At 69.3% G+C, this 18329-nt stretch carries 16 protein-coding genes; 4 read left to right on the plus strand and 12 right to left on the minus strand.

The window, feature by feature from the left end; genetic code table 11:
* Positions 1–542: 542 nt before the first annotated feature.
* Positions 543–2933, plus strand: coding sequence for a Helicase associated domain protein (locus V7793_RS18185; protein WP_443057938.1), 2391 nt, complete (start codon positions 543–545; stop codon positions 2931–2933).
* Positions 2934–3254: 321 nt separating this feature from the next.
* Here the strand turns inward: V7793_RS18185 and V7793_RS18190 are convergent, their stop codons facing one another.
* The 3 genes from V7793_RS18190 to V7793_RS18200 form a co-directional block, all read right to left on the minus strand.
* Entirely contained in the window at positions 3255–3593 is a 339-nt protein-coding gene (locus V7793_RS18190; protein ID WP_336007773.1) for a hypothetical protein, read from the minus strand.
* Positions 3594–4363: 770 nt separating this feature from the next.
* The gene (locus tag V7793_RS18195; RefSeq protein WP_336007801.1) at positions 4364–4828 is read right to left on the minus strand and encodes a DUF2199 domain-containing protein; all 465 of its coding nucleotides are present in this window, start codon (positions 4826–4828) and stop codon (positions 4364–4366) included.
* Positions 4829–5185: 357 nt separating this feature from the next.
* Positions 5186–5407 (minus strand): hypothetical protein, encoded by a 222-nt coding sequence (locus V7793_RS18200; protein ID WP_336007775.1) that lies wholly within the window; start codon positions 5405–5407, stop codon positions 5186–5188.
* A gap of 464 nt (positions 5408–5871) precedes the next feature.
* On the opposite strand from V7793_RS18200, the gene V7793_RS18205 reads away from it, so the two are divergent.
* A complete protein-coding gene (locus V7793_RS18205; protein WP_336007778.1) occupies positions 5872–6432 on the plus strand; it encodes a hypothetical protein in 561 nt (186 codons plus the stop codon).
* Between the two features lie 293 nt (positions 6433–6725).
* Here V7793_RS18205 and V7793_RS18210 read toward each other — a convergent pair whose 3' ends face one another.
* From V7793_RS18210 to V7793_RS18240, 7 genes are all read right to left on the minus strand, one after another.
* Positions 6726–7466 carry a VOC family protein gene (locus tag V7793_RS18210; RefSeq protein WP_336007780.1) on the minus strand — a complete coding sequence of 247 codons (741 nt, stop codon included), beginning with the start codon at positions 7464–7466 and terminating at the stop codon, positions 6726–6728.
* Between the two features lie 169 nt (positions 7467–7635).
* Entirely contained in the window at positions 7636–8190 is a 555-nt protein-coding gene (gene tpg, locus V7793_RS18215; RefSeq protein ID WP_336007782.1) for a telomere-protecting terminal protein Tpg, read from the minus strand.
* A gap of 6 nt (positions 8191–8196) precedes the next feature.
* Complete coding sequence (tap, locus tag V7793_RS18220) at positions 8197–10326, minus strand: telomere-associated protein Tap (protein ID WP_336007784.1); 2130 nt, start codon at positions 10324–10326, stop codon at positions 8197–8199.
* A gap of 249 nt (positions 10327–10575) precedes the next feature.
* Positions 10576–10884: a hypothetical protein gene (locus tag V7793_RS18225; RefSeq protein ID WP_336007786.1), complete on the minus strand. Its 309-nt coding sequence runs from the start codon at positions 10882–10884 to the stop codon at positions 10576–10578.
* A 1129-nt stretch (positions 10885–12013) separates the two neighbouring features.
* Positions 12014–13069 carry an NYN domain-containing protein gene (locus tag V7793_RS18230; RefSeq protein WP_336007788.1) on the minus strand — a complete coding sequence of 352 codons (1056 nt, stop codon included), beginning with the start codon at positions 13067–13069 and terminating at the stop codon, positions 12014–12016.
* Positions 13070–13292: 223 nt separating this feature from the next.
* Positions 13293–14024 (minus strand): hypothetical protein, encoded by a 732-nt coding sequence (locus V7793_RS18235; protein WP_336007790.1) that lies wholly within the window; start codon positions 14022–14024, stop codon positions 13293–13295.
* 309 nt (positions 14025–14333) lie between these two features.
* The gene (locus tag V7793_RS18240) at positions 14334–15251 is read right to left on the minus strand and encodes a M48 family metalloprotease (protein ID WP_336007792.1); all 918 of its coding nucleotides are present in this window, start codon (positions 15249–15251) and stop codon (positions 14334–14336) included.
* A gap of 526 nt (positions 15252–15777) precedes the next feature.
* Between V7793_RS18240 and V7793_RS18245 the strand changes: the two genes are divergently transcribed.
* Together V7793_RS18245 and V7793_RS18250 are read left to right on the plus strand one after the other, a co-directional pair.
* Positions 15778–16491 carry a hypothetical protein gene (locus V7793_RS18245; protein ID WP_336007794.1) on the plus strand — a complete coding sequence of 238 codons (714 nt, stop codon included), beginning with the start codon at positions 15778–15780 and terminating at the stop codon, positions 16489–16491.
* Positions 16492–16499: 8 nt separating this feature from the next.
* On the plus strand, positions 16500–16739 hold the full coding sequence (locus V7793_RS18250; RefSeq protein ID WP_336007796.1) for a hypothetical protein: 240 nt from the start codon (positions 16500–16502) through the stop codon (positions 16737–16739).
* A gap of 325 nt (positions 16740–17064) precedes the next feature.
* Here the strand turns inward: V7793_RS18250 and V7793_RS18255 are convergent, their stop codons facing one another.
* Positions 17065–17880: a hypothetical protein gene (locus tag V7793_RS18255; RefSeq protein ID WP_336007798.1), complete on the minus strand. Its 816-nt coding sequence runs from the start codon at positions 17878–17880 to the stop codon at positions 17065–17067.
* A gap of 77 nt (positions 17881–17957) precedes the next feature.
* Positions 17958–18251, minus strand: coding sequence for a hypothetical protein (locus V7793_RS18260; RefSeq protein ID WP_336007800.1), 294 nt, complete (start codon positions 18249–18251; stop codon positions 17958–17960).
* Between the last annotated feature and the right edge of the window lie 78 nt (positions 18252–18329).

Below are 18329 nucleotides of genomic sequence, written 5' to 3' on the forward strand. Positions count from 1 at the left end.
AGTGAACGACTTCGCTGACGCTCCGTCTGATTCCCGCGCAAGCGCGGGAATTGAATTCCGTAAACGGAATTCCAAAAGAAGGTCAATTCGCGCAAGCGCGAATTGAGGGATTTCCCGCAAGCGGGAAATCTGGGCTTGGCAGTAAGAGGAAGTGCATCACGTGCCGGGCTGTGTGGCACCTGGGAGTCCCAGCCATCACCCCCCGCAACGAGAGTGACGGACCGTCGGGCCGAGCGAGACATCGGACCTACCGCAGTGACGGGCTCCGCTGCGCTCCACCCGGAACCCCATATCTCCTGCACCTGCACCTGCACCTCAGGTGTACTTGATCTGTCAGCATACAGAGCAAGCGGCTCTTGGGGACGAGGTTGGGGCATGCATCACCCTTTGAGGGAGGTAAGTCACTCAAAGGGTGATGCATCATGCTAGCAGCTGTGTAGTGTACGACTCTGGATGTCTTGCCCTCTGGGCCACGCTCAGTGCGCGGGGATTCCCTTCTTGACTGCGCGCCACATCCTGGATAGAGGAGCTTTCCTGTGGCCATGAAGAAAAACGATCTGCACGCTCACCAGATCGAGACCGTTGACGCCATCAAACGCGGTCTAGATATCCCTCCCGAGGGTATCCCGGTCAACGGCCTGCGTGGTCAGGTGATTTCTGCCTGTGGCACCGGCAAGACGATCACGGCAGCGTTCGCGGCACGCGAGATGCTGCCGAGAGGCCGGACTCTGGTGCTCGTGCCGACGCTGGACCTCCTGGCCCAGACGGTCAAGGAGTGGCACCGGGTCGGGCACCAGGGGCCGGCGGTGGCGGTGTGCTCGCTCCAAGACGATCCGGACCTGTGGAACCTCAAGGTCAGGTGCACCACCAACCCGGTGCGGCTGGCCATGTGGCACGGCACGGGCCCGGTCACCATCTACGCCACCTACGCTTCGCTGCCGGTGCTGGCAGAGGCCTTCGAAGGTGTCTACGGACAGCAGCTCACCCCACTCGACCTCGTGGTCGTGGACGAGGCACATCGGACGTCTGGATCGATGGGGAAGGCATGGGCGGACGTCCACAACCAGCGGATCATCCCGGCAGCGCGCCGGCTGTACCTCACGGCAACCCCCCGGATCTGGCAGGAGCGGCCCCCGCACTGGGAGGTACGTGAGGGCGCACGAGACGCGTTGCCGGCGGAGATGGCCGCGTCCATGGACGACGAGACCGTCTTCGGCCCAGTGCTCTACAAGCTCAGCCTTGCGTCGGCGGTCTCCCGCGGCCTGCTCGCGCGGTATCAGATCATCGTGGTCGAGCTCCAGGACCCGGTGGTCACGCCGGAGCGGCTGATGGGTGAGGAGCGGCATGGTGAGGAGGTGCGCGGGGAGCGGCTGGGGGCGCTTCATGCGGCGTTGCTGCGGACGATGGCGGAGCACCGGCTGAACACCTGCATCACCTTCCACCACCGGACGATAGAGGCACAGGCCTACGCGGAGGGCTTGGGGCGGGTGGCGGCGAAACTGCACGCTGACCAGCCGGAGACGTACCCGGCAGAGCTCTGGGCGGACTGGCTGTGCGGGGAACACCTTGCCGAGCACCGGCGGGAAGTCCTGGCCGGGTTCGGCACCACCGCGCGGCGGGCCGTGCTGTCAAATTGCCGTGTTCTGGGCGAAGGTGTCGATATCAGAGCGGTGGACAGTGTTGCCCTTTTGGACCCCAAGGGCGCCCCGCACGACATCGTCCAGGCCATCGGCCGGGCCCTTCGGCAGAAGCCCGGGGAGGGAAAACTGGCCTCTTTGATCGTGCCCGTATTCCTCCGGCCGGGGGAACAGCCGGAAGACATGTTCACCTCCGCCTCCTACCGTCCGCTCGTAAAGGTACTGGCCGGTCTGAGATCTCATGATGAAGATGCCATTGAGCTGCTTGCGATCCCGCAAGAGCCTCAGAAAGGAATTTCGCAGCCTTCTGCGTATATCGGTCCGGAGCCGGGAGAGGGTGAGAAAGAATCCCGCCTACTGCTGCGCTTTGCCGCCCCCCGTGACCCCGTGATGGTCGCGGAGTGGGTGTCGTTCAATGTCATCGACACCGAACGGCAGGACTGGGCCCGCGGCTGGGCAAAACTCAAGGCCTTCACGGAACGAGAGGGCCACGCCCGAGTGCCCTACGGACACCGGGAGGGAGCGACTCCCCTTGGGCAATGGGTGGCAGAACAACGAAGGGCCTACGGGGCCGGGCAGATGACCGGAGTCCGGGCCCGCCGGCTGGAGAAACTCGGCATGGTCTGGTCGCTCGCGGACGAGCGGTTCCAGGAGAACCTCGCCGCCGCGAAGGCCTACTACGACGAACACTGGACGCTCTGTGCCCCGCGGACCGCAACGATGCTCGATCGGCCGTTGGGACAGTGGGTATCGAACATGCGCCGACCCGGTGCCCTGGACGGGCGCCCGGAATGGGAGACAGCGCTGCGTGAGATCGACGGAGACTGGAACCCGGCGTGGCCGGCGGACTGGCAGCGCCACTACGCCTCCGTGCGCGAGCTGCTCGCGGATGAGCCCGGGCTGACCGACCTGGCTCCGGGGACCACCGTGCATGGGATGGACGTCGGACGGTGGCTGGCCAAACAGCGCCAGCACGCCGTCTGGCAGGCCCTGATGGAGGGGCAGCGCGAGCGCCTGGAGCAGCTCGGCGTCGTACCGCTCCCCCCGGAGCAGGAGGCGCCTGCAAAGCCGTCCAGGGGCGGCACCGGGGCCTTCGAGCGGGGTGTTGCAGCCCTGGCCCAGTACAAGGCCCGCACAGGCTCCGTAACCGTCCCCAGGGGGCACGTCGAGACACTCCCGGACGGGACGGAAATCAAGCTGGGGGTATTTCTGTCCAACAGCAAGAGCAGGCGGGCCAAGCTCACCGACGACAAGCGGAAGGCACTCGCGGCGCTCGGGCTCGACTGGGCCATCTGACCTGTACAACGACCCCGCCCGCCCCGGGAATACGCCCCGGGTGGGCGCCGCCCTGATCTGGGGACGTCAGCCGGGGAGCAGCGCGTGCTTACCTCTCCAGGCTGGATACATGGAACGGAAGGTCCGGCAAGCCGCCAAGGAGCGTCCTCACCTCATCTGAGCGCGCATACCCCCCGCGCCTCGCCTTTCCCATCATGATCACCCAGAAGGCCCCGACAAGCACCACCAGGGGATGGGCACGGTGTGGACCGCGGCCAGCACCGCACGGCCCCGGGCTGCCGGCGGCTCCAGCCGCAAGGAGCAGCCCAGGGTGGGCGGCTTTTACCCGGGGAACTGCAGGAAGGCGGACTGGACTCGGAGCAGGTGGGTGTCGGGGTGGGTTTCCTCGTAGCGGTCCAGGACCTTCTGCCAGCGGCGGTTCCCGAAGTCCTGGAGGGCCTGCTCGTCCTCGTCCATCCCGCAGGCCATCGCAAGCTTCGCGCCCTCGTGCAGCGCCTTTTGCTCCGTGGCGTACGCCCACACGTCCAGCCGGCCGCTGCCGCTGTAGCCGCGGTGTGCCATCGTCCATACCGCGGGATCCCAGATGGTCTCCACCTGCCCTCCCGGCCGGTACAGACGGGAAGAGACCTGCTGCTTGATGAAATGAGAGTAGTCAGCCACAGCCGCACCGTAGCGCCCCGCCCCACCGCGTCACGGCCACACTGCAGGAACTCACCCGCACCAGGACACGGCCCGGCCGGGCCGCCTGATGTAGGGCCACGGCGTTCCGGTTCCAGGGAAGTGGCCCCGGGGCTTGGGCCGCCGACGTTCGTGATCTGGTCATGTCCCCGGCTTGCCGGCTGCTGGTGGCAAACCCGGGGCGGGGCCGGTGACGGGGCGTAGCGACAGGCCGGGGCGAGACGGGTGCGAATCCCCTGGACAGTCCCCGCTGGTCTTCTGACGGGGTGTATGTCCGGGCGGCATCCGGCCCTGCCGGAGGGGACCCTTGGGCGCTGTGTGCAGCCCGGGGTTCTTTGCTGCCCGGGCCAGCAGCATCGCACTGGAGTGCGCGTCGGCACTGGGACCCCCGGGCTGCTCCCCCTCGGGGCCTATGTAGTCCGCCGCCCGCCACGACCACGTCCTGGCTCGTTACGCGCCGCCGACCTCGGCGCCCGCGGCCTGGACAAGACGTCCGCGATCCCCGTGATCGTCACGGGCTTCACTGCCAGCCGCACTCCCAAGCTCACGCCCGGCCGGAGGAACGCCCATCGGATTCCCGCCATCGGACACGCACCGGGCGAGCCCGCACTTCCTCCGGGCGGCAACTGGTGACAACATCGTGCTTCGGCTCGCATGGGGCGGTGGCTGAGCGATAGAGGTAGCCCGTCCGGCCGGGCACAGCGCTCAGGTCCAGTGGCCCCCGGCACGTGGTCAGCCGTTGTATACGGCTATCAGAGCTGATCGCTGCCACCGGAGTGGAGCATGGCCGCGGCGATTTCCCGCACGCGGTCCACAGTGATTCCCGTGCGCTGCTCGACTGCGAGGGGGTGGTCGGTGGGTTCAAGCTCGACGTAGGGCCGCTCGCCGACCGGCCGGGTGTGGACGTTGGTCTTCAGGTTGAGGGTTGGCGGCGCATAGATCGGCAGGTCAGTGGTGAGCCAGCCGAAGTACGGCTTCTCCGATTCCCGGCCGGGGGTGTCCCACAGGTCCGCTGCGCGGGAGAAGCTCTCACGACTGAGCGAGACCCACACACCCCAGGAGAACACCTCCTCACTGCCGATGACCGGCATCTCGATCAGGCCCTTGACGAAGTAGTGCTGCGCGTGGATCACACACTGGTCTGCCGAGAGCAGGCAGCCGTCGGCGTCGGCAAGGGAGGGCTCCCACAGGGCCGGGGCATCGGCCGAGTAGTTCATCGGCAGCCTGGGGTGGTGCTCGCCGCAGCACGAGCAGGTGAATCCGAGATCAGTGGTCATGGCTCTGGAGCGTAGTGACGCGCTCCGACACCGACCCCGCCGGGCGTGAGGTTCTCCCACGCGAGGACGGCGGTGACGATGCTTCGTACGGCGCGCGGTCCAGCAGAGTTCGGCGTCGGCCAGGCCGTGGGGGGTGGAGGAGCACTGTGTCACTTCCGCTCGTCGGTGCCTCGCCGGGCGATCAGGGTTGAACCGCCACCCGGCCACCCGTCGTGAGGTGGGCCGGCGCCTCGCCACCGGCGAGGCATACAGCCGCCCTGCCCACCGCAAGAAGGGGACAAGGCCACGACGGAGCGGTCAGTCGCCCGGCTGACCCGTGATTACGGCTCTGGCCACCGCCTCGGCGTAAGGGCTGATGACACCCTCGTCGTCACCGTCTGCGGCATCCTCCAGCCACTCTGCCAGCGGAGTCCGCAGCGTCACGTCCACGACGCTCTCCTGCCGGACCACCCTTGCGGCACGGAGGAGCAAATCTGCAAGGTCCTTGTCGTCAGCCTCGACGGGCAGCCGTGTGCTCACTCGGAACCTCCAGCAAGAGTCATTGGCACCCCGCCATCTTCCCACCTCGGCGCCGGAGGGTAAGTGTCAAGCTAAACACGGCATCGCGTGCCTGAACAGCAGCCCTTGGCGAGTACGAGTGCCGGCCCGGACCGATCGTCCGGGCTCGCCGTCCGGGGCGGCGCGCCGAGGCCGGCAGTCAGCCCCACGCGCCGTTTCCGACCGTCTCGTGACAACCTGCCTGCCTCGGTGACAACCATCGCGCTTCAGCTCATGGGAGATTGTGACTGAGTGCTTCGGCTGGCAGGTCTGAGGGCGCTGTTGGCGGGCCGGTGCGTGGCGAGTGACGGAGCCTGTAGGCCCGGGAAAGGCCCGGCGCTCCGGGCCACAGCACCGATCCCCCCTCCAGCTGACGGGTTCGTTGCGTGGACCGGCAGTTGGGGGAACGGACCATGTGCCACGCACGTGTCATACGGAGGACGCTCATGACCGAGTTCGCTGCTGCCCTCCTCGGGGCTCTGGTAGGAGCAATCGCTGGCGCCTATGCGAGCTATCGGGCTTCTGTAGTACTCACCCGGGATGCAGACAAGCAGACAGTCACTGACCGGATGGTCGATGAGTTCTTCTCAGACGGATTTCTCCGCCACCGCATCGCGATCGACGAGCTATCGACCAAGGTGCGGTCGCACCAGGTCGACGTCTACTCAGTAGCTTCCGGCTTCTTGTCGCCAGCAGAACCCAATTACTATCGGGGACCGGACCCGAGGCCCGGGGAACTCAACGAGCATCAGCACCTTGAGGCGTACATCGGCTACATCGTCCGCCTGGCGCGCGCCCTTACGCACGGACGACTTGATCACCGGTCCGCCCGGACCGCGCTCGGTATGCACCTGCAGTGGCACGACCGCCTTCTCCAGGATGTTGCGAATGCCGCGGAGGAACTGGCGAGAAAGGGCGGCCTTCTCATTCCTAATTGGACAGAGAGCGCGCGAGAGGTAGGGAGGCATCTGGTGATCCCCGCAGCCACGCCACGATGTTCGGAATAGGGTCAGCCGCCCCGGACCGCGCTCATCGAGCTTGCGGCTGCGGTGATCTCACACTGAGCACACCACTCGTCAACTCAACGCTCATCCGCCAACTCAAGCACTCCGTTACAGGAGATGTGACTGAGCCCTTCAGTTGGCGAATTGAGCGTTGTGGCCGGTGAGCAAGCCGATCTCGCCCCGACACGCAAGCTCGCGCCGCCCGGATTGACCGAGACGCTACAGCCCGGCTCGCCCGGGGTGGTGGCGCATGAATGCACGAGGTTCGTGTGTCGGGGTGTGGTCAAGGCTCCGCGTCAGGACCGGGCGAGGACGCAGAACTCGTGACCCTCCGGGTCGGTAAGACACGTCCACGGGACGTCCCCCTGGCCGACGTCGAGGTCGGCGGCGCCGAGGGCCCGCAGCCGGGCGACCTCCGCTGCTTTGTCGTCACCGGGGTCCGGCACCAGGTCAAGATGGACACGGTCCGGCACAGTCTTCACGTCGGGCGAGCGAAGAAACTCAAGATACGGGCCGACCCCTTTGGGCGAGCGCCACACCGCATGGTCGTCCGTCACCTCGTGCAGGGTCCAGTCCATCGCCTCGTCCCAGAACCGGGCCATGGCCCGCGGATCCGTGCAGTCGACCACCACCCGGGCGATCGGCCCGGTGTCGCGGTACATCTCCCGAGGCTCCAGCACGCAGAACTCGTTGCCCTCCGGGTCAGCGAGGACCGTCCACGGCACGTCACCCTGGCCCACGTGGGCAGGCGTCGCGCCGAGAGCTTCAAGGCTCGCGACCAACTCCGCTTGATGGGCCGCAGAGGTGGTGGCGAGATCGACGTGCACACGGTTCTTCGTTGCCGTCTTGAGTTCCGGGACAGCAATGACGTCGATGCACACGCCGACCGGGTCCAGCCAATCGAAGTCGGCCGGTTTGGCGACGGTCGCGCCCGATCCCTCGCCGGAAACACCCCAGCCGAGCGCCGCCGCCCAGAACCGGCCGACGGCCGAATCATCAAGAGCCTTCATGTTCACCAGGACAGGTCGCAGCGTCATGCCAGCGATCCTATGCATCCCCTCTGCAACGGCATCCGCACATACCGACAACAAACAGGGACCAACTTCCTCACCTGCCGCAACGCTCAGCTCGCCAACTCGTATGCTCACTCGCCAGCTGAAGCGCTCAGTCACAGGAGATCTGTGCTCGCCGCTCTTGGACTCTTTCTCAGAAATCCAAGTCGAGGTAATCGATGTCGTTGATGGCGACGTCTGAAATTCCCATGGCGCGTGCGCCGCCGTCCTGGAAATAGATCTCTTTGAATCCCTGAGCGATGATTTCCCTCATCTGCTGGTCGTTTGCGCCAGTGTCGCGGGCGTCGAAGAGGCGTCGGGCGTACGCCGGGGGAAGGTGGACAGTCAGCCGGCGGAACCGTCCGTCGTCGGTGGTGCCGACCGGCGCTGTGTAGCCGAAGCGGGCGCGGGTCTCGACGGTGATGCCGCCGATGGCGGCGGCCTGCTTGCGCCGGCGCCGGCGGACCTGGGGCTGCCAGCGGGCCCGTACGGCCGCGTCGATGCGCGCGGCGACCTCTTTGGGTGGGTGCTTGCGGGTGCCGCGGCGGTAGCGGTTGACGGAGTCGGCGGTGACGCCGATCTCCTGGCCGATCTCCTTGGGGGTGAGGTACTTGAGCAGGAAGTTGACGCGGGCCTGGGTGGATTTGGGGGGCTCGCGGGTGAACGCTTCCCGGTCGGCGCGTTCCAGGGCGTCCTGGATCTCTCCCACGGCGGGTTACTCCCCTTCCTCGGTGGTGGCGTCGCCGCCCTTGATGTGGCGGGCGGGGTTGTAGCCCTGTTCCATGAGGTCGACGGCCCAGGCCATGTCCTGGACGCCCTCGACCTTGGCCAGGCCCGGGGTGGGGCCGAGGCGGAAGGCGCCGGGCTGGGGCTTGCCGGAGGTGCTGTAGGGCAGGAAGTCCAGCGGTGAGCGGCCGGGGCTGGGGTAGACCACGCAGTCGGAGAGGACGGCGAGCGGGTACAGGCCGGTCATCTTCGCCATGTTGAGCATCTTGCGGTGCATGTTCACCCGCGCCTTGGAGATCACCGCGGCGCGGATGTCCGGGCGCCAGGTCGGGCGCTCCAGCGCCGGCCACCGCTCGCCCTCCTTGTAGCGCCGTCCCTGCGGGCGCTCGCGCAGCTTGCCCACCCCGCCCTTGACGGTGGCTTTGATGGCCGCGAGGACGGCTGCCATGCCGGGGTCGGTCTGCTTGTGCTGCTCCATCGCTGTGAGGAACGCGCGGTCGTCCAGGTCTTTGGTGACGCCGAGATCGGCGAGGGTGTCGACGTAGGCGGTCTTGAGGCGGTCGTACCAGGGATCAAGGTACGCGCCGGTCTCCTGGCGCAGGTACGCCTCGATCGGGGCGACGTTGCAGCCCAGCTCCTGGGCGTAGGCCACGGTGTGCGTCTCGTACCACGCCGGGCCTTCCGGGGGCTTCCCGGTCGGCGTGAACGGGCTGGGCAGGCGGGCGTCCAGCTCGATGTGGGAGAGGTCCACCAGCCACGAACCGGGGATCTTCTTGTCGAACACCGGGCGTTGCACGTGTTCCGGGGCGCACAGGCCCACGGTCAGGCGGGCGGCCGCGGCGAGGAAGGCGGTGTTCAGGTCCAGGCCGACTGCGAACGGCATCAGGCACTCCCCGGCCGAGAGCAGGTCGACGTCACGTACCCACTGGAACACCTCCTCATCGAGGAAACCGCCCGTCCAGCCGCTGCCCACGACGACGGGGTGTTCGGGGGTGGCCTCCGGCGGGGCGGGGTCGACCGGCTCCGTCCCGAGACTGCCGGGACTGTGCGCGGATACCCACTGACCTGTCGAGCGGTCCTGCACGGCCCGGGTCGGCGGGCGCAGCGCCGTCATGAGTTCCAGCCCGGAGACGGCGGTGGAGCCGCGGGGGGTGATGACGCGGCGGGCGTAGAGGCCCAGGACGCGGGCGACGTCGGCCGGCTCCATCTGCGCTACCCCCGGCCACGACCTGGGGTCGAGCGCGTCCCAGGACAGGACGGCGAACTGCACGCACTGGCGCTGGCCTGCCTGGGCGGGGCGGTAGACGCGTGCCCAGGGGCCGAATCCGCGCTGCGTGAGCTTCCACTGCGCGCGGGTGATCTGCTCGACCACGGGGTGTTCGTCGTCCAGGCGCAGGGAGCGGCGCTGCTCGTGGCCCTCCAGACGCTCCGGCAGGCCGAGCTTCACCGCGGCGGCCGCGGTCAGCACGATCAGCGGGTCGGCGTCACGGCCATTGCGGTGCAGCCGCGGCGCGCCCAGCCCGGACTCCGTCAGCGCCCACTCCACCAGCTGCGGGATGGTGGCAGCCGGGCAGTCCAGCACGATGCCGTCGACACCGTAGGCGGCGCCGTCGCCGTCCAGGACCGCAAGAGGGCCGTGCCGGTACGGACCGGTGCCGACCGCGGGCCCAGCATGCCGACGGGCCGGGCGAGGGGACGTCGCCGTCGACCGTGCCACGGAGCGCTCTGCTTCCGGCTCGGCCGGGGCGGGCGTTCCCGAGACGGCCACCTCGGGCGCAGCCGGGGCCGGACCGGCGAACGTCTCCGGGGCTGGCTGCGGCTGCGGGTCCACCGGGACGGGCACAGCCGCGGGTGTGGGGGTGGGGCCGTGCGGCGGGTACTTCGCCGCCCAGCCGGCCAGCAGCCGCTGGTACGCCTCCAGCCGGGGCGGCTTCGGCTCCGAACGCCCGTTCTCCCAGTTCTTCACCGTCTGCGTCGTCGACTTCAAGGCCTGCGCCAGACGGGCCTGCGTGATGCCGGCGGCCTCACGCAGCCGGGCGCGTTCCGCCGGGGGCGGGAGCTGGGGTGCTTCCTCCAGCAAGGCATCCACGGACGCGAACAGCTCTTCCTGAGTAGCCATTAGCCTCTACCTCCACCCCGAACACTAACAGTCATTACCCTTGCATTTAACCCATTCCTTTAACCTTCCCGGAGGTCGGAAAGTTACGGGCGGCGAGTCAGCCGCACCACCTGCGACCGAGAGGCGTAGATGGCGGACGAGGTGAGGTAGATGGCGGATCTTGATGCGTGATCGGCTGCCCACACACTCACCTGCGCCGATGCAGCAGCGGTAGCAGCTGGCGGCGGCATGGCCCGTCAACTATCGCCCTCAAGATCCGCCAACCGACCTTCTCCAGACGCCCGTGACCTGCAGCAGAGTGAGCATGATCCGCCAACAACGGCCCTCGGTCACAACCAGCGCGACCGGGGCGCCCACGCCCGCCATGGCGCTGCCCCACCCCTCGACCGGATCTGCGACCCGGGGGTGGCGCATCAGGACGCAGAGCAGGGCCGCGCCGCTCAGGACGACCACGGTGATGAGCAGCCCCGCCACCGGGCGGCGCAGCGCAGCCATCTGCCGCAGCACCTCCGCGCCGGCCGCGGGACCGGACGGGACGGACAACTGCTGCGGGGTCATCGTGGCGCTAGACCCGTCCTGGCTGCCGTGCACGGGGCCGCGGTGCTAGCGTGAATGCGGGCCGGTTCTTCGGCCCTTGCAGGCCCCCGCCACGGAGGGACAGTCCGCGACGAGGGCCCCCGAAAATGATCGGACGGCGTGTGACCGTCAGCCCTCAGCGTCTATGAGGACTGCCGGTCACCGTCCGGTCAGCCACCTCCCCAGCTCGCGGAGAACCGCGTAGACCCGCTCACGAAATGGCTTCTTCCGGTGGCGTCCCACAGGCGCCCCCTCCCTACTGCGCACCCTGTCCGGGGGTGCCCCGGAGGACGCCCACACCGGGCGCCCTGCGAGCGTCCGGGGGTTCCGCATCCTCGTGGGAGGGGGCGCACAAGGTGCGCCACAGGCCACAATATCCCTTACAGGCAGGCAAGTTGCGCCATTCGCCAACGCCCGCGCCCCCGCCCGCTCGCCCGCCGTGAAACCAGGCCGCCGGAGAGCGCTTCAGTTGAAGCGCCCGTACTGACGGAGGTCAGCCGGCGTCGCGCAGCCTGGACCGGGCGCATCTCCAGGGCCTGGACGGAGCGGATGCCCCGGCCGCGGAGCCGGGTGAGATCTCCCCGCGCCCGCCGGGCCAATGCGCAGGGCAGCCAGTCACCGCGGGCGGTCCTGCCGGCACTGCTGCGGCCGGCCTTCATGGCGTCGGCGCGGACAGTGCCTCGTCGGCAGCCAGGAACTCCCCCGTGCCCGGCAGGGGGACGGCGGCAGGGACAGGCGTGGAGGTCGACGAGCCGGGTGCAGCGGCGCGAGGTGCGGGGCTAGCGGTGGGCTGGTGTCACCCGTCGTAGGTCAGGTGGAACTGCCAGGGCACACCCCGCGGGGCAGGGCCTGGCGTCGAGGTGGAGCCTTCAGCTTGCTGACCAGCCAATTCTCAACCACTGACCAACCACCCTCACCCCGTTGTCCAGCTCCAACACCCCCGACCACCACCCCGAACACCCCGCAAGACAACGCTGCCCAGCCCACCCCAAGGACGCCCACCACCCCGGACACCCAAACGAGAACCACCCCCGGACAAGAACGCGAAAACTCCCACCAGCACAAGCCCGCAGTGCCGCGCCCTGGTGGGGCGGCTGAGGAAGGTCGCCCTTCAGGGCGCCGGCGCGGGCAGTGCCTCGGCTGGGATGCCGCTCCAGAATCCCGTGCGCAGCTGCTTCCGGTGATCTTGGCTGATGTCCAGTACATCGTTGGCGATGGTGCCGAAGCGCGCGGCGTAGCGCAGCAGCTCGCTGTCGAGGGAGCGCGGTATCCGGGGCCACGCCTGATCCAACCGGTCCAGGAGATCGGCAGCCTGGTCGTGCGGGAGCCGTTGGGCCCAGCGGGCTGCGAAGATTCTGCCCACCTCGTGGGGTTCACCGCCCACCGAAAGGTCTTGCTCACGATCCACCCACACCTGCCGGGCATCGGTGAGGGTCTCCAGGAGCGGGATCCCGTCGTCGGGGTCGGCGAACCCGCATTCCGAGGACCAGCGCAGGGCGACCGATGGTGCTGATCGTGCCAGGTCTCCCGGAGTGGGGGTGCGGGCAGGGAGGAGGGGTATGCCGGGGGGCTCGGACGGCTCGGGGGCGGCCTGCTCCGGAACGTCCGGCGGAGCCGGCTCGGCTGCAGTGATGGCCTGGGTGAGCCAGGCGCGGTCGAGTAGCTGCCGCTCGTCCGCTTCGGCGATCAGGTCCTCGGACTGGTTGTAGGCGCCGTCGGCGGCCTGCACGGCCCACAGGTGCATGGCCACACCGTGTTCCTTGGCCGCCATCACCCCGGGCAGGAGGTCGCCGTCGCCGGTGATCAGTACGATGTCGCTCGCGGCCTTGTGTCGCGCGAGTTCCGTGAGTTGCGCGTGTATGGCGGCGTCCACGCCCTTTTGCTGGACGCGGCCGTCGACGCGGGTGAGCATGCCCAGGCGCACCGTGACCCGGGGCATCACCCGCAGGCGCCGGTGCTCGGGCTGGGGCACCCGGTCCGGTGCCCCGTCGAACCAGTAGGTCCGCAGCAGCGGCTGCCCTGTCTCGCTCTGCGCGCGGTCGCGGATCTGCTGGATCAGCCTTGCGTGGTCGACGGACAGGCGCGAGCGCGCGGCATCACCCGTCAGCAGCGTCGCGGCCGCGCCCAGAAGGTATCCGGCGTCCACCAGGACGATGCAGCGGTCCATGGCACTTCCCTCTCGGCCTCATTCGGCCATCAGTCCATCACAACCGTTGCAGGCCGCTCTCCAAATATGCGGCACCGCTTGACGCCACGGGGCGATCCGTTCGCTCGGCTTGTGTCTCCGGCACCACTGCCCTGATCGCGGGTCTGGGGCGCAGCGCGGGCGCGTACGACCTCGACATGGACGGATCACGAGGGCCGACGGCACGCTGCCAGTGGTGCGAGGGCTACGGGCCGGGCATCCGTCCGCCAGGGCTGTTGTACTGCTGGTGGGTGGCGGACTGCGCCTGATCCTGCTGGTGAGGGGCGCGCGGCTGGCGTGGGGCCGCCGCGCGGTCCTGGGCGCCTTTGACCAGCCAGTCGCGCAGCGCTGCGGCACGCTGCTCAGCGGACCGGTTCATGGCTTCGGTCCGCTCCGCTGGCTGGGGCCCGGGCGTGTCGGCGCCAAGATGTGGGGCTGCTTCCCACTCCGCAAGGTGGAGGTACTCGGTGGGCATGGCCAGCACATGGAGGTAAGGATCGATCAGTTGGTGTTCCGGGCCGGCGAGGTCGTCGAGGGTAGTGTAGAAATACCGGTCGCCGACCACGACCACGTGGCTGGCGGCTTGGGCCAGGTCCCGCATGCTCTGGCGGGCGGCCCGCCTTATCAGCTGGTCGGTGTGCACAGCCAGAACGCCCCCGGGCTCGGGTGGTTGGGATGCAGCGTCCCACGCGTTCGTCACCCTGCAGTCCACGGCGGGCTGGAGTTCGGCGACTGCCGCGCTGATGTCGGCGTGGAGGTCCCCATGGTCCACGATGGTCAACGGGGTCCGGGTGCGGGCCGCGAGGCGGGCGCCGGCAGCCGCGAGTATTTCGCGGCCGCCCCAGCCCGGGTAGTAGGTGACGACTCCGCCGCCGTCGGCCACGAGCGTCTCGACGGCCCGCGCGATCAGGGGGTGGCGCAGCATGCTGGTGTCCATGGGGTCTCCCTCAGGCGGTGGCCGTGGTGCCTGTCTGTTGCGGACAGGGCAGGTCGTGGGTGAGATGTGGCGTCGTGCTGCCGTCCTCTGTCCCGCCTGGGGAAGAGGGGCCCGGGGCGCGTTCCGCAGGGGGAGCGCCGGGGGTCAGAGGCCGGCCGGGCGCTGGCCGACCCCCCTGGGCGTGCCCTTCCACTTCGCGTATCCGGACGTCTGATGACGGCGCCCCGCGCTGGAGGACGATCCAACGGTTGGCGCAAGGGCCGTGACCGCAGGCATGGACGGAGCGCGGCCCCCGGCGCCGCCTGAACTTCAGACCACGTACACCGGCGCCTGTCCAGAGGCGTCGGCCAGCGTGGCGAGGGGGTGGGGAATGGCGGCGCTCGGGGCGCTGACCTGCTGGGCCCACCACAGGCGGAGCCGGTACGGAGGGTGGGTGGGTACCGACTTCCAGCTGAGCCGCAAGCGCGCGGGCGTCGGGAGTGTGCGCAGCAGGTGGGTGTTGTGCCTCCACAGGGCGGTCACGGGGGCGCGGCCGCAGGTGCGGACCGCGCGGGCGTCGCAGGCGAGCTCGCTGTGCCAGGCCCACCCGGTGTACAGCAGCCGTAGTGCCGCTGCCGTCAGGAGGGCGACGGGCCAGGACGCCCACGCCGCCGCCAGGACCACTAAGAACACGCCGGCGGCCTGAAGGGCGGTCGCACGCTGGTTGTCGCGGCGCAGGATGTGGCCGAGCTCGTGCTCGAGGACGGCAGGCAGGTGGATGGTGTCGTCCGGTGCGAACCAGTTGCTGCCCAGCCACAGATGGGCCCGTCGTCCGTCGCCCACGGAGGCCGCCTCGTTTGCGTCGCCGGCTGGGTCCCAGCCGTCGATCACCGCGATGCTCAGTCGCTGCAGGCGGTGTTTGCGGGCCACGGCACGCAGGTGGTCCTCGGTGCTCCGCATCCGCTGAATGACCGCGCTGTAGGAGGGGCCTGGGGCATGCGAGGGCCGGGCGCGCAGGAGGCTGTTCCAGGTGTGGTGCTGGGCCCTGAAGCCCTCGGCTACCAGGGTCCGACAGTCGCTGGCGCGGTGAAGTGCCCAGGCCCAGCTGGCGATGACGGCCATGGGAAGGGCGTGGAGTCCCAGGTGGGGGCCGCTCCCCTGCTGTGTGATGACCGCGATCGTCAGCATCCAGGCCGCGATGATGTGGCTCCAGAAGCGATCTCGTATCCAGCCTGTCGTCCGCCTCACCGCCGCTCCGCGCGGCCGGGCAGCACCTGCTGCGGGAAGGCGCGAGTCCGACGGAGATCGTGGCGGGCGGCACAGAGCTGGCCTGGCGTCCGCGGCCCGGAGGCGTACGGCATGGCCGCGACGGGCGCACACATCCGAATCAGGGTGGTTTCCATCAAGACTCCCAAGGTCAGGCGGCCGCCGTATACCGTGCAGCGGCACCGAGCTGCGAATAGAGCGGGCGGGGCGCCGGACGTGGCGTGACAGGAGTGTTGTAGGTAATCCGCTGCCACGCGCTGCCCCCGGTTGTCCTCAGCCTGCTCGGTGCTGGCAGTTTTCGGCACCCACGTGCTGGTGAACGCCGTACGGGCCTGTTGTCCCGCAGGGCGGACCGCGGCGCGCAAAGATCTGCCGGCCCGTTCCGCCGGGCGGGACGCGGGGCGCCATCTGGGACAGGCGGAGCGGGATGTGCCCCAGGCTGCGGGGGCGGGGGCCACCCTCGCCGTCCGGGCCGCACGGCCAGGTTCTTGCAGGAGGTCAGCACCCGGTGAGCCGCACGATCCCCCTCCTTCTCTCGCTCCTCGCGACGACGGCGCTGATGGCCGCCCTGTTCAGTACGGCGCGCGCGTTCATACGCGCGAGGTCCTCACCCTCCGGTGCGGCTGAGGCCCAGCGTCGTGTCGTGGCGCGCTGGGTAGGGGCGGTGATCGTCACCGGGGCCACCATGGTCGTGCGAGCGCAGCTGCCCACCCCGAGTGGTAATGCCGAACGGCCGGGCTGGGCGTCCATACCGTGGCGGGCCGTGGGGCTCGTAGCGGCCGGGCTGACCGCCGCCGTGGTGGTGGCGGTCGTCATCACGGTGGTCGTGCGGGCGGGGCGCCGCCGGCACGACCGGCAGCGGGAGGAGCAGCGTGCCCGGTGGGCGGTGCAGGAGCGCATCGCCGCCGCGCAGTTACGCCACGAGGCGGTGCTTGAGGAGTACGGGGCGCACCTCGTGGACTTTCTGGCAGCGCTGGAGCGGCCTGCGCTGAACGATCCGTCCGTCGGCGCCACTGAGCGGTTCGACCGGGCGCGGATCGATGCTGACGATGCCCGTCTCACCGTGCGCCACGGTGCGGGCGAGGAGGTGGTTGCCGCCTACCAGGAGGCGGTGGCCGAGCTGGAGGTGTCGTGGCGGATCGCTCACGACCATGCGGACCGCATCGGCACGTCGTATCTCGAACCTGCCGTCTCCGGCGCCTGGCGAAGGCCGCGGTTCTGATGGCAGTGGTGCGTGATGGAGCAACCGAGCTCGAGAGGTCTTTGGCGTATCAGCGGGTCCGTCGGCTGGTCGGCGCCTCCGTCCGCGTGCCGCAGCTCGGCGAGCTGGCGATCGAGCGGCTGGTCCGCCCTGCCCTGATGGCAGGTGGCCTGGACGCTCTGGTGCGCGCCAACCGGGCGATGGGCATGGAGCTATGGGAGATGCGCGATCTGCCGTGGGAGCCGCACCGTCTCGAAGATCTCGCCTGATCCCGCAGACGCCTGCGCCCCGTCCCATGCGGTGGCGTCGGCGCATCCGGGCAAGTTCCCCGTATCCGGCTGCGCGGCGGACACCGGCGCATAGCTGAGCGGAGCGGTCCTCAGTGGACCGCCCCGTTCCGCGGGGAGCCGGGTGAACCATCGGGCGACGGACGACGGAAGGCCGCCGCCTTTCCCGCCCGCTTCCCCCCCCTTCGCCCGCGCCAGCTCTTGGGCTGCACCCCTATGCCCACGCCCGCTCTCACCCCGGGGGCAGCGTGCGCCGCCGCAGGCGGTGGCTCGGTGGTGAGGGCGAGGTGGCCGGCGGGCCGGGTGTCTAGGTGAGGCCGATTCCCTGGGGTCCCTGCTGCTGATGCGCGGCGGACTGCTCCTGGCCGTGGTCGCGGGTGACCTGCTGCGGGGATCCGGGGGCGGGGTAGCCGGCGGTCCGCTGCCCCTGCTGTTCCTGGACTCGCGCAATGCGCCGTCGGAGCTCGTCGGGGTCCGCGTTCTGCACCGCCCTGGTGAGCTCCTCGAAGCTGAAGGCCTCGGTGAACTCCTCAACACCTACCCTGTCGTGCTCACCCGGGTCTCCCTGCTTGAGCTGCCTGACGAAACGCTCCTGGCGCTCTCGCCTCTCGGTGAACCTGTCCGAGTACGGCGTGCCGATGAAAGCCTCGAACCGCCGACGGATTTCGGGAGCCGAGGCGTTCGCAGGGACGGGCGGCATCAGGGCGCGGGCGCTCACAACGAAGCGGGGGCCGGCAAGGGTGTTGAGCACGGGTTCGTCGACGTCGGCGCAACTGGCCACGATGAGCCTGTCGGCCGTGCCGGGGTCGTGCAGGAGGTCGGCGTGCACGACCAGGACGCCGTCGGTGTTGCGCTCCGGATGCTGGACCGCCTCACCGGCGGGCATCAGCCGACAGGTGAGGTCCGGGTGCAACTCGGCGACAATGGCACGGATCTGGGGCAGCAGGTGGCGGAAGTCGATCACTGTCAATGACGTGCCCGTGCGGGCGGCCAGGTGCGCTCCCGCAGCGACGGCGATCTGTCTGCCGGGGGCACCGAACTCATAGGAGACCAGGCCTCCCCCAGAGGCCACCAGCGAGTCGACGAGCTGCGCCGCCTCGGGATGGTTGATCGCATCGTTCATGTGGGTCCCTCTTCCTCGCGGTGCGGTCCGGTCGGCGGCGCGGCCTCATCTCGCCGTATGCCGGTCTGGACGGGTGACTAGGTGCGGCCGGGCCCCTGGGGCCGGTGCTGCTGGTGTGCGGCGGACTGCTCTTGGCCGTGGTCGACGGGCGTCCGTGACGGACCGGTGGGACCGGTCGCGGCTCGACGCTGGCGAGCCAGCTCGATGGTCGCCTCGTACCTGCTGCGAAGTTCGCCGACGCGCTGTCTGACCTCCGCGGGATCCACCCTCTCCAGCACCTCGGCCATTTCGTCGAAGACCGCGAGATCCTGGTCGGACAGGACGTCACGGTTGCCCTGCCGGACCAGGCGCAGGGCCACACTCATGTCCATCGCCGGGGGCGTCAGGGTAAGCGGCGCCGGGCGAGACGTTGAAGGCATCAGGTCACGGAGGCGAAGGACGAGGCGAAG

This window comes from Streptomyces sp. KLMMK (genome assembly GCF_036961605.1).
Classification (GTDB): Bacteria; Actinomycetota; Actinomycetes; order Streptomycetales; family Streptomycetaceae; genus Streptomyces; species Streptomyces telluris.

Coding starts and splice junctions, on each gene's coding strand:
- tap (WP_336007784.1), bottom strand. CDS start 10,326: ATGGCTACTCAGGAAGAGCTGTTCGCGTCCGTGGATGCCTTGCTGGAG.
- V7793_RS18210 (WP_336007780.1), bottom strand. CDS start 7,466: ATGACGCTGCGACCTGTCCTGGTGAACATGAAGGCTCTTGATGATTCG.
- V7793_RS18185 (WP_443057938.1), top strand. CDS start 543: ATGAAGAAAAACGATCTGCACGCTCACCAGATCGAGACCGTTGACGCC.
- V7793_RS18225 (WP_336007786.1), bottom strand. CDS start 10,884: ATGACCCCGCAGCAGTTGTCCGTCCCGTCCGGTCCCGCGGCCGGCGCG.
- V7793_RS18195 (WP_336007801.1), bottom strand. CDS start 4,828: ATGAACTACTCGGCCGATGCCCCGGCCCTGTGGGAGCCCTCCCTTGCC.
- V7793_RS18235 (WP_336007790.1), bottom strand. CDS start 14,024: ATGGACACCAGCATGCTGCGCCACCCCCTGATCGCGCGGGCCGTCGAG.
- V7793_RS18255 (WP_336007798.1), bottom strand. CDS start 17,880: ATGAACGATGCGATCAACCATCCCGAGGCGGCGCAGCTCGTCGACTCG.
- V7793_RS18230 (WP_336007788.1), bottom strand. CDS start 13,069: ATGGACCGCTGCATCGTCCTGGTGGACGCCGGATACCTTCTGGGCGCG.
- V7793_RS18205 (WP_336007778.1), top strand. CDS start 5,872: ATGACCGAGTTCGCTGCTGCCCTCCTCGGGGCTCTGGTAGGAGCAATC.
- V7793_RS18260 (WP_336007800.1), bottom strand. CDS start 18,251: ATGGACATGAGTGTGGCCCTGCGCCTGGTCCGGCAGGGCAACCGTGAC.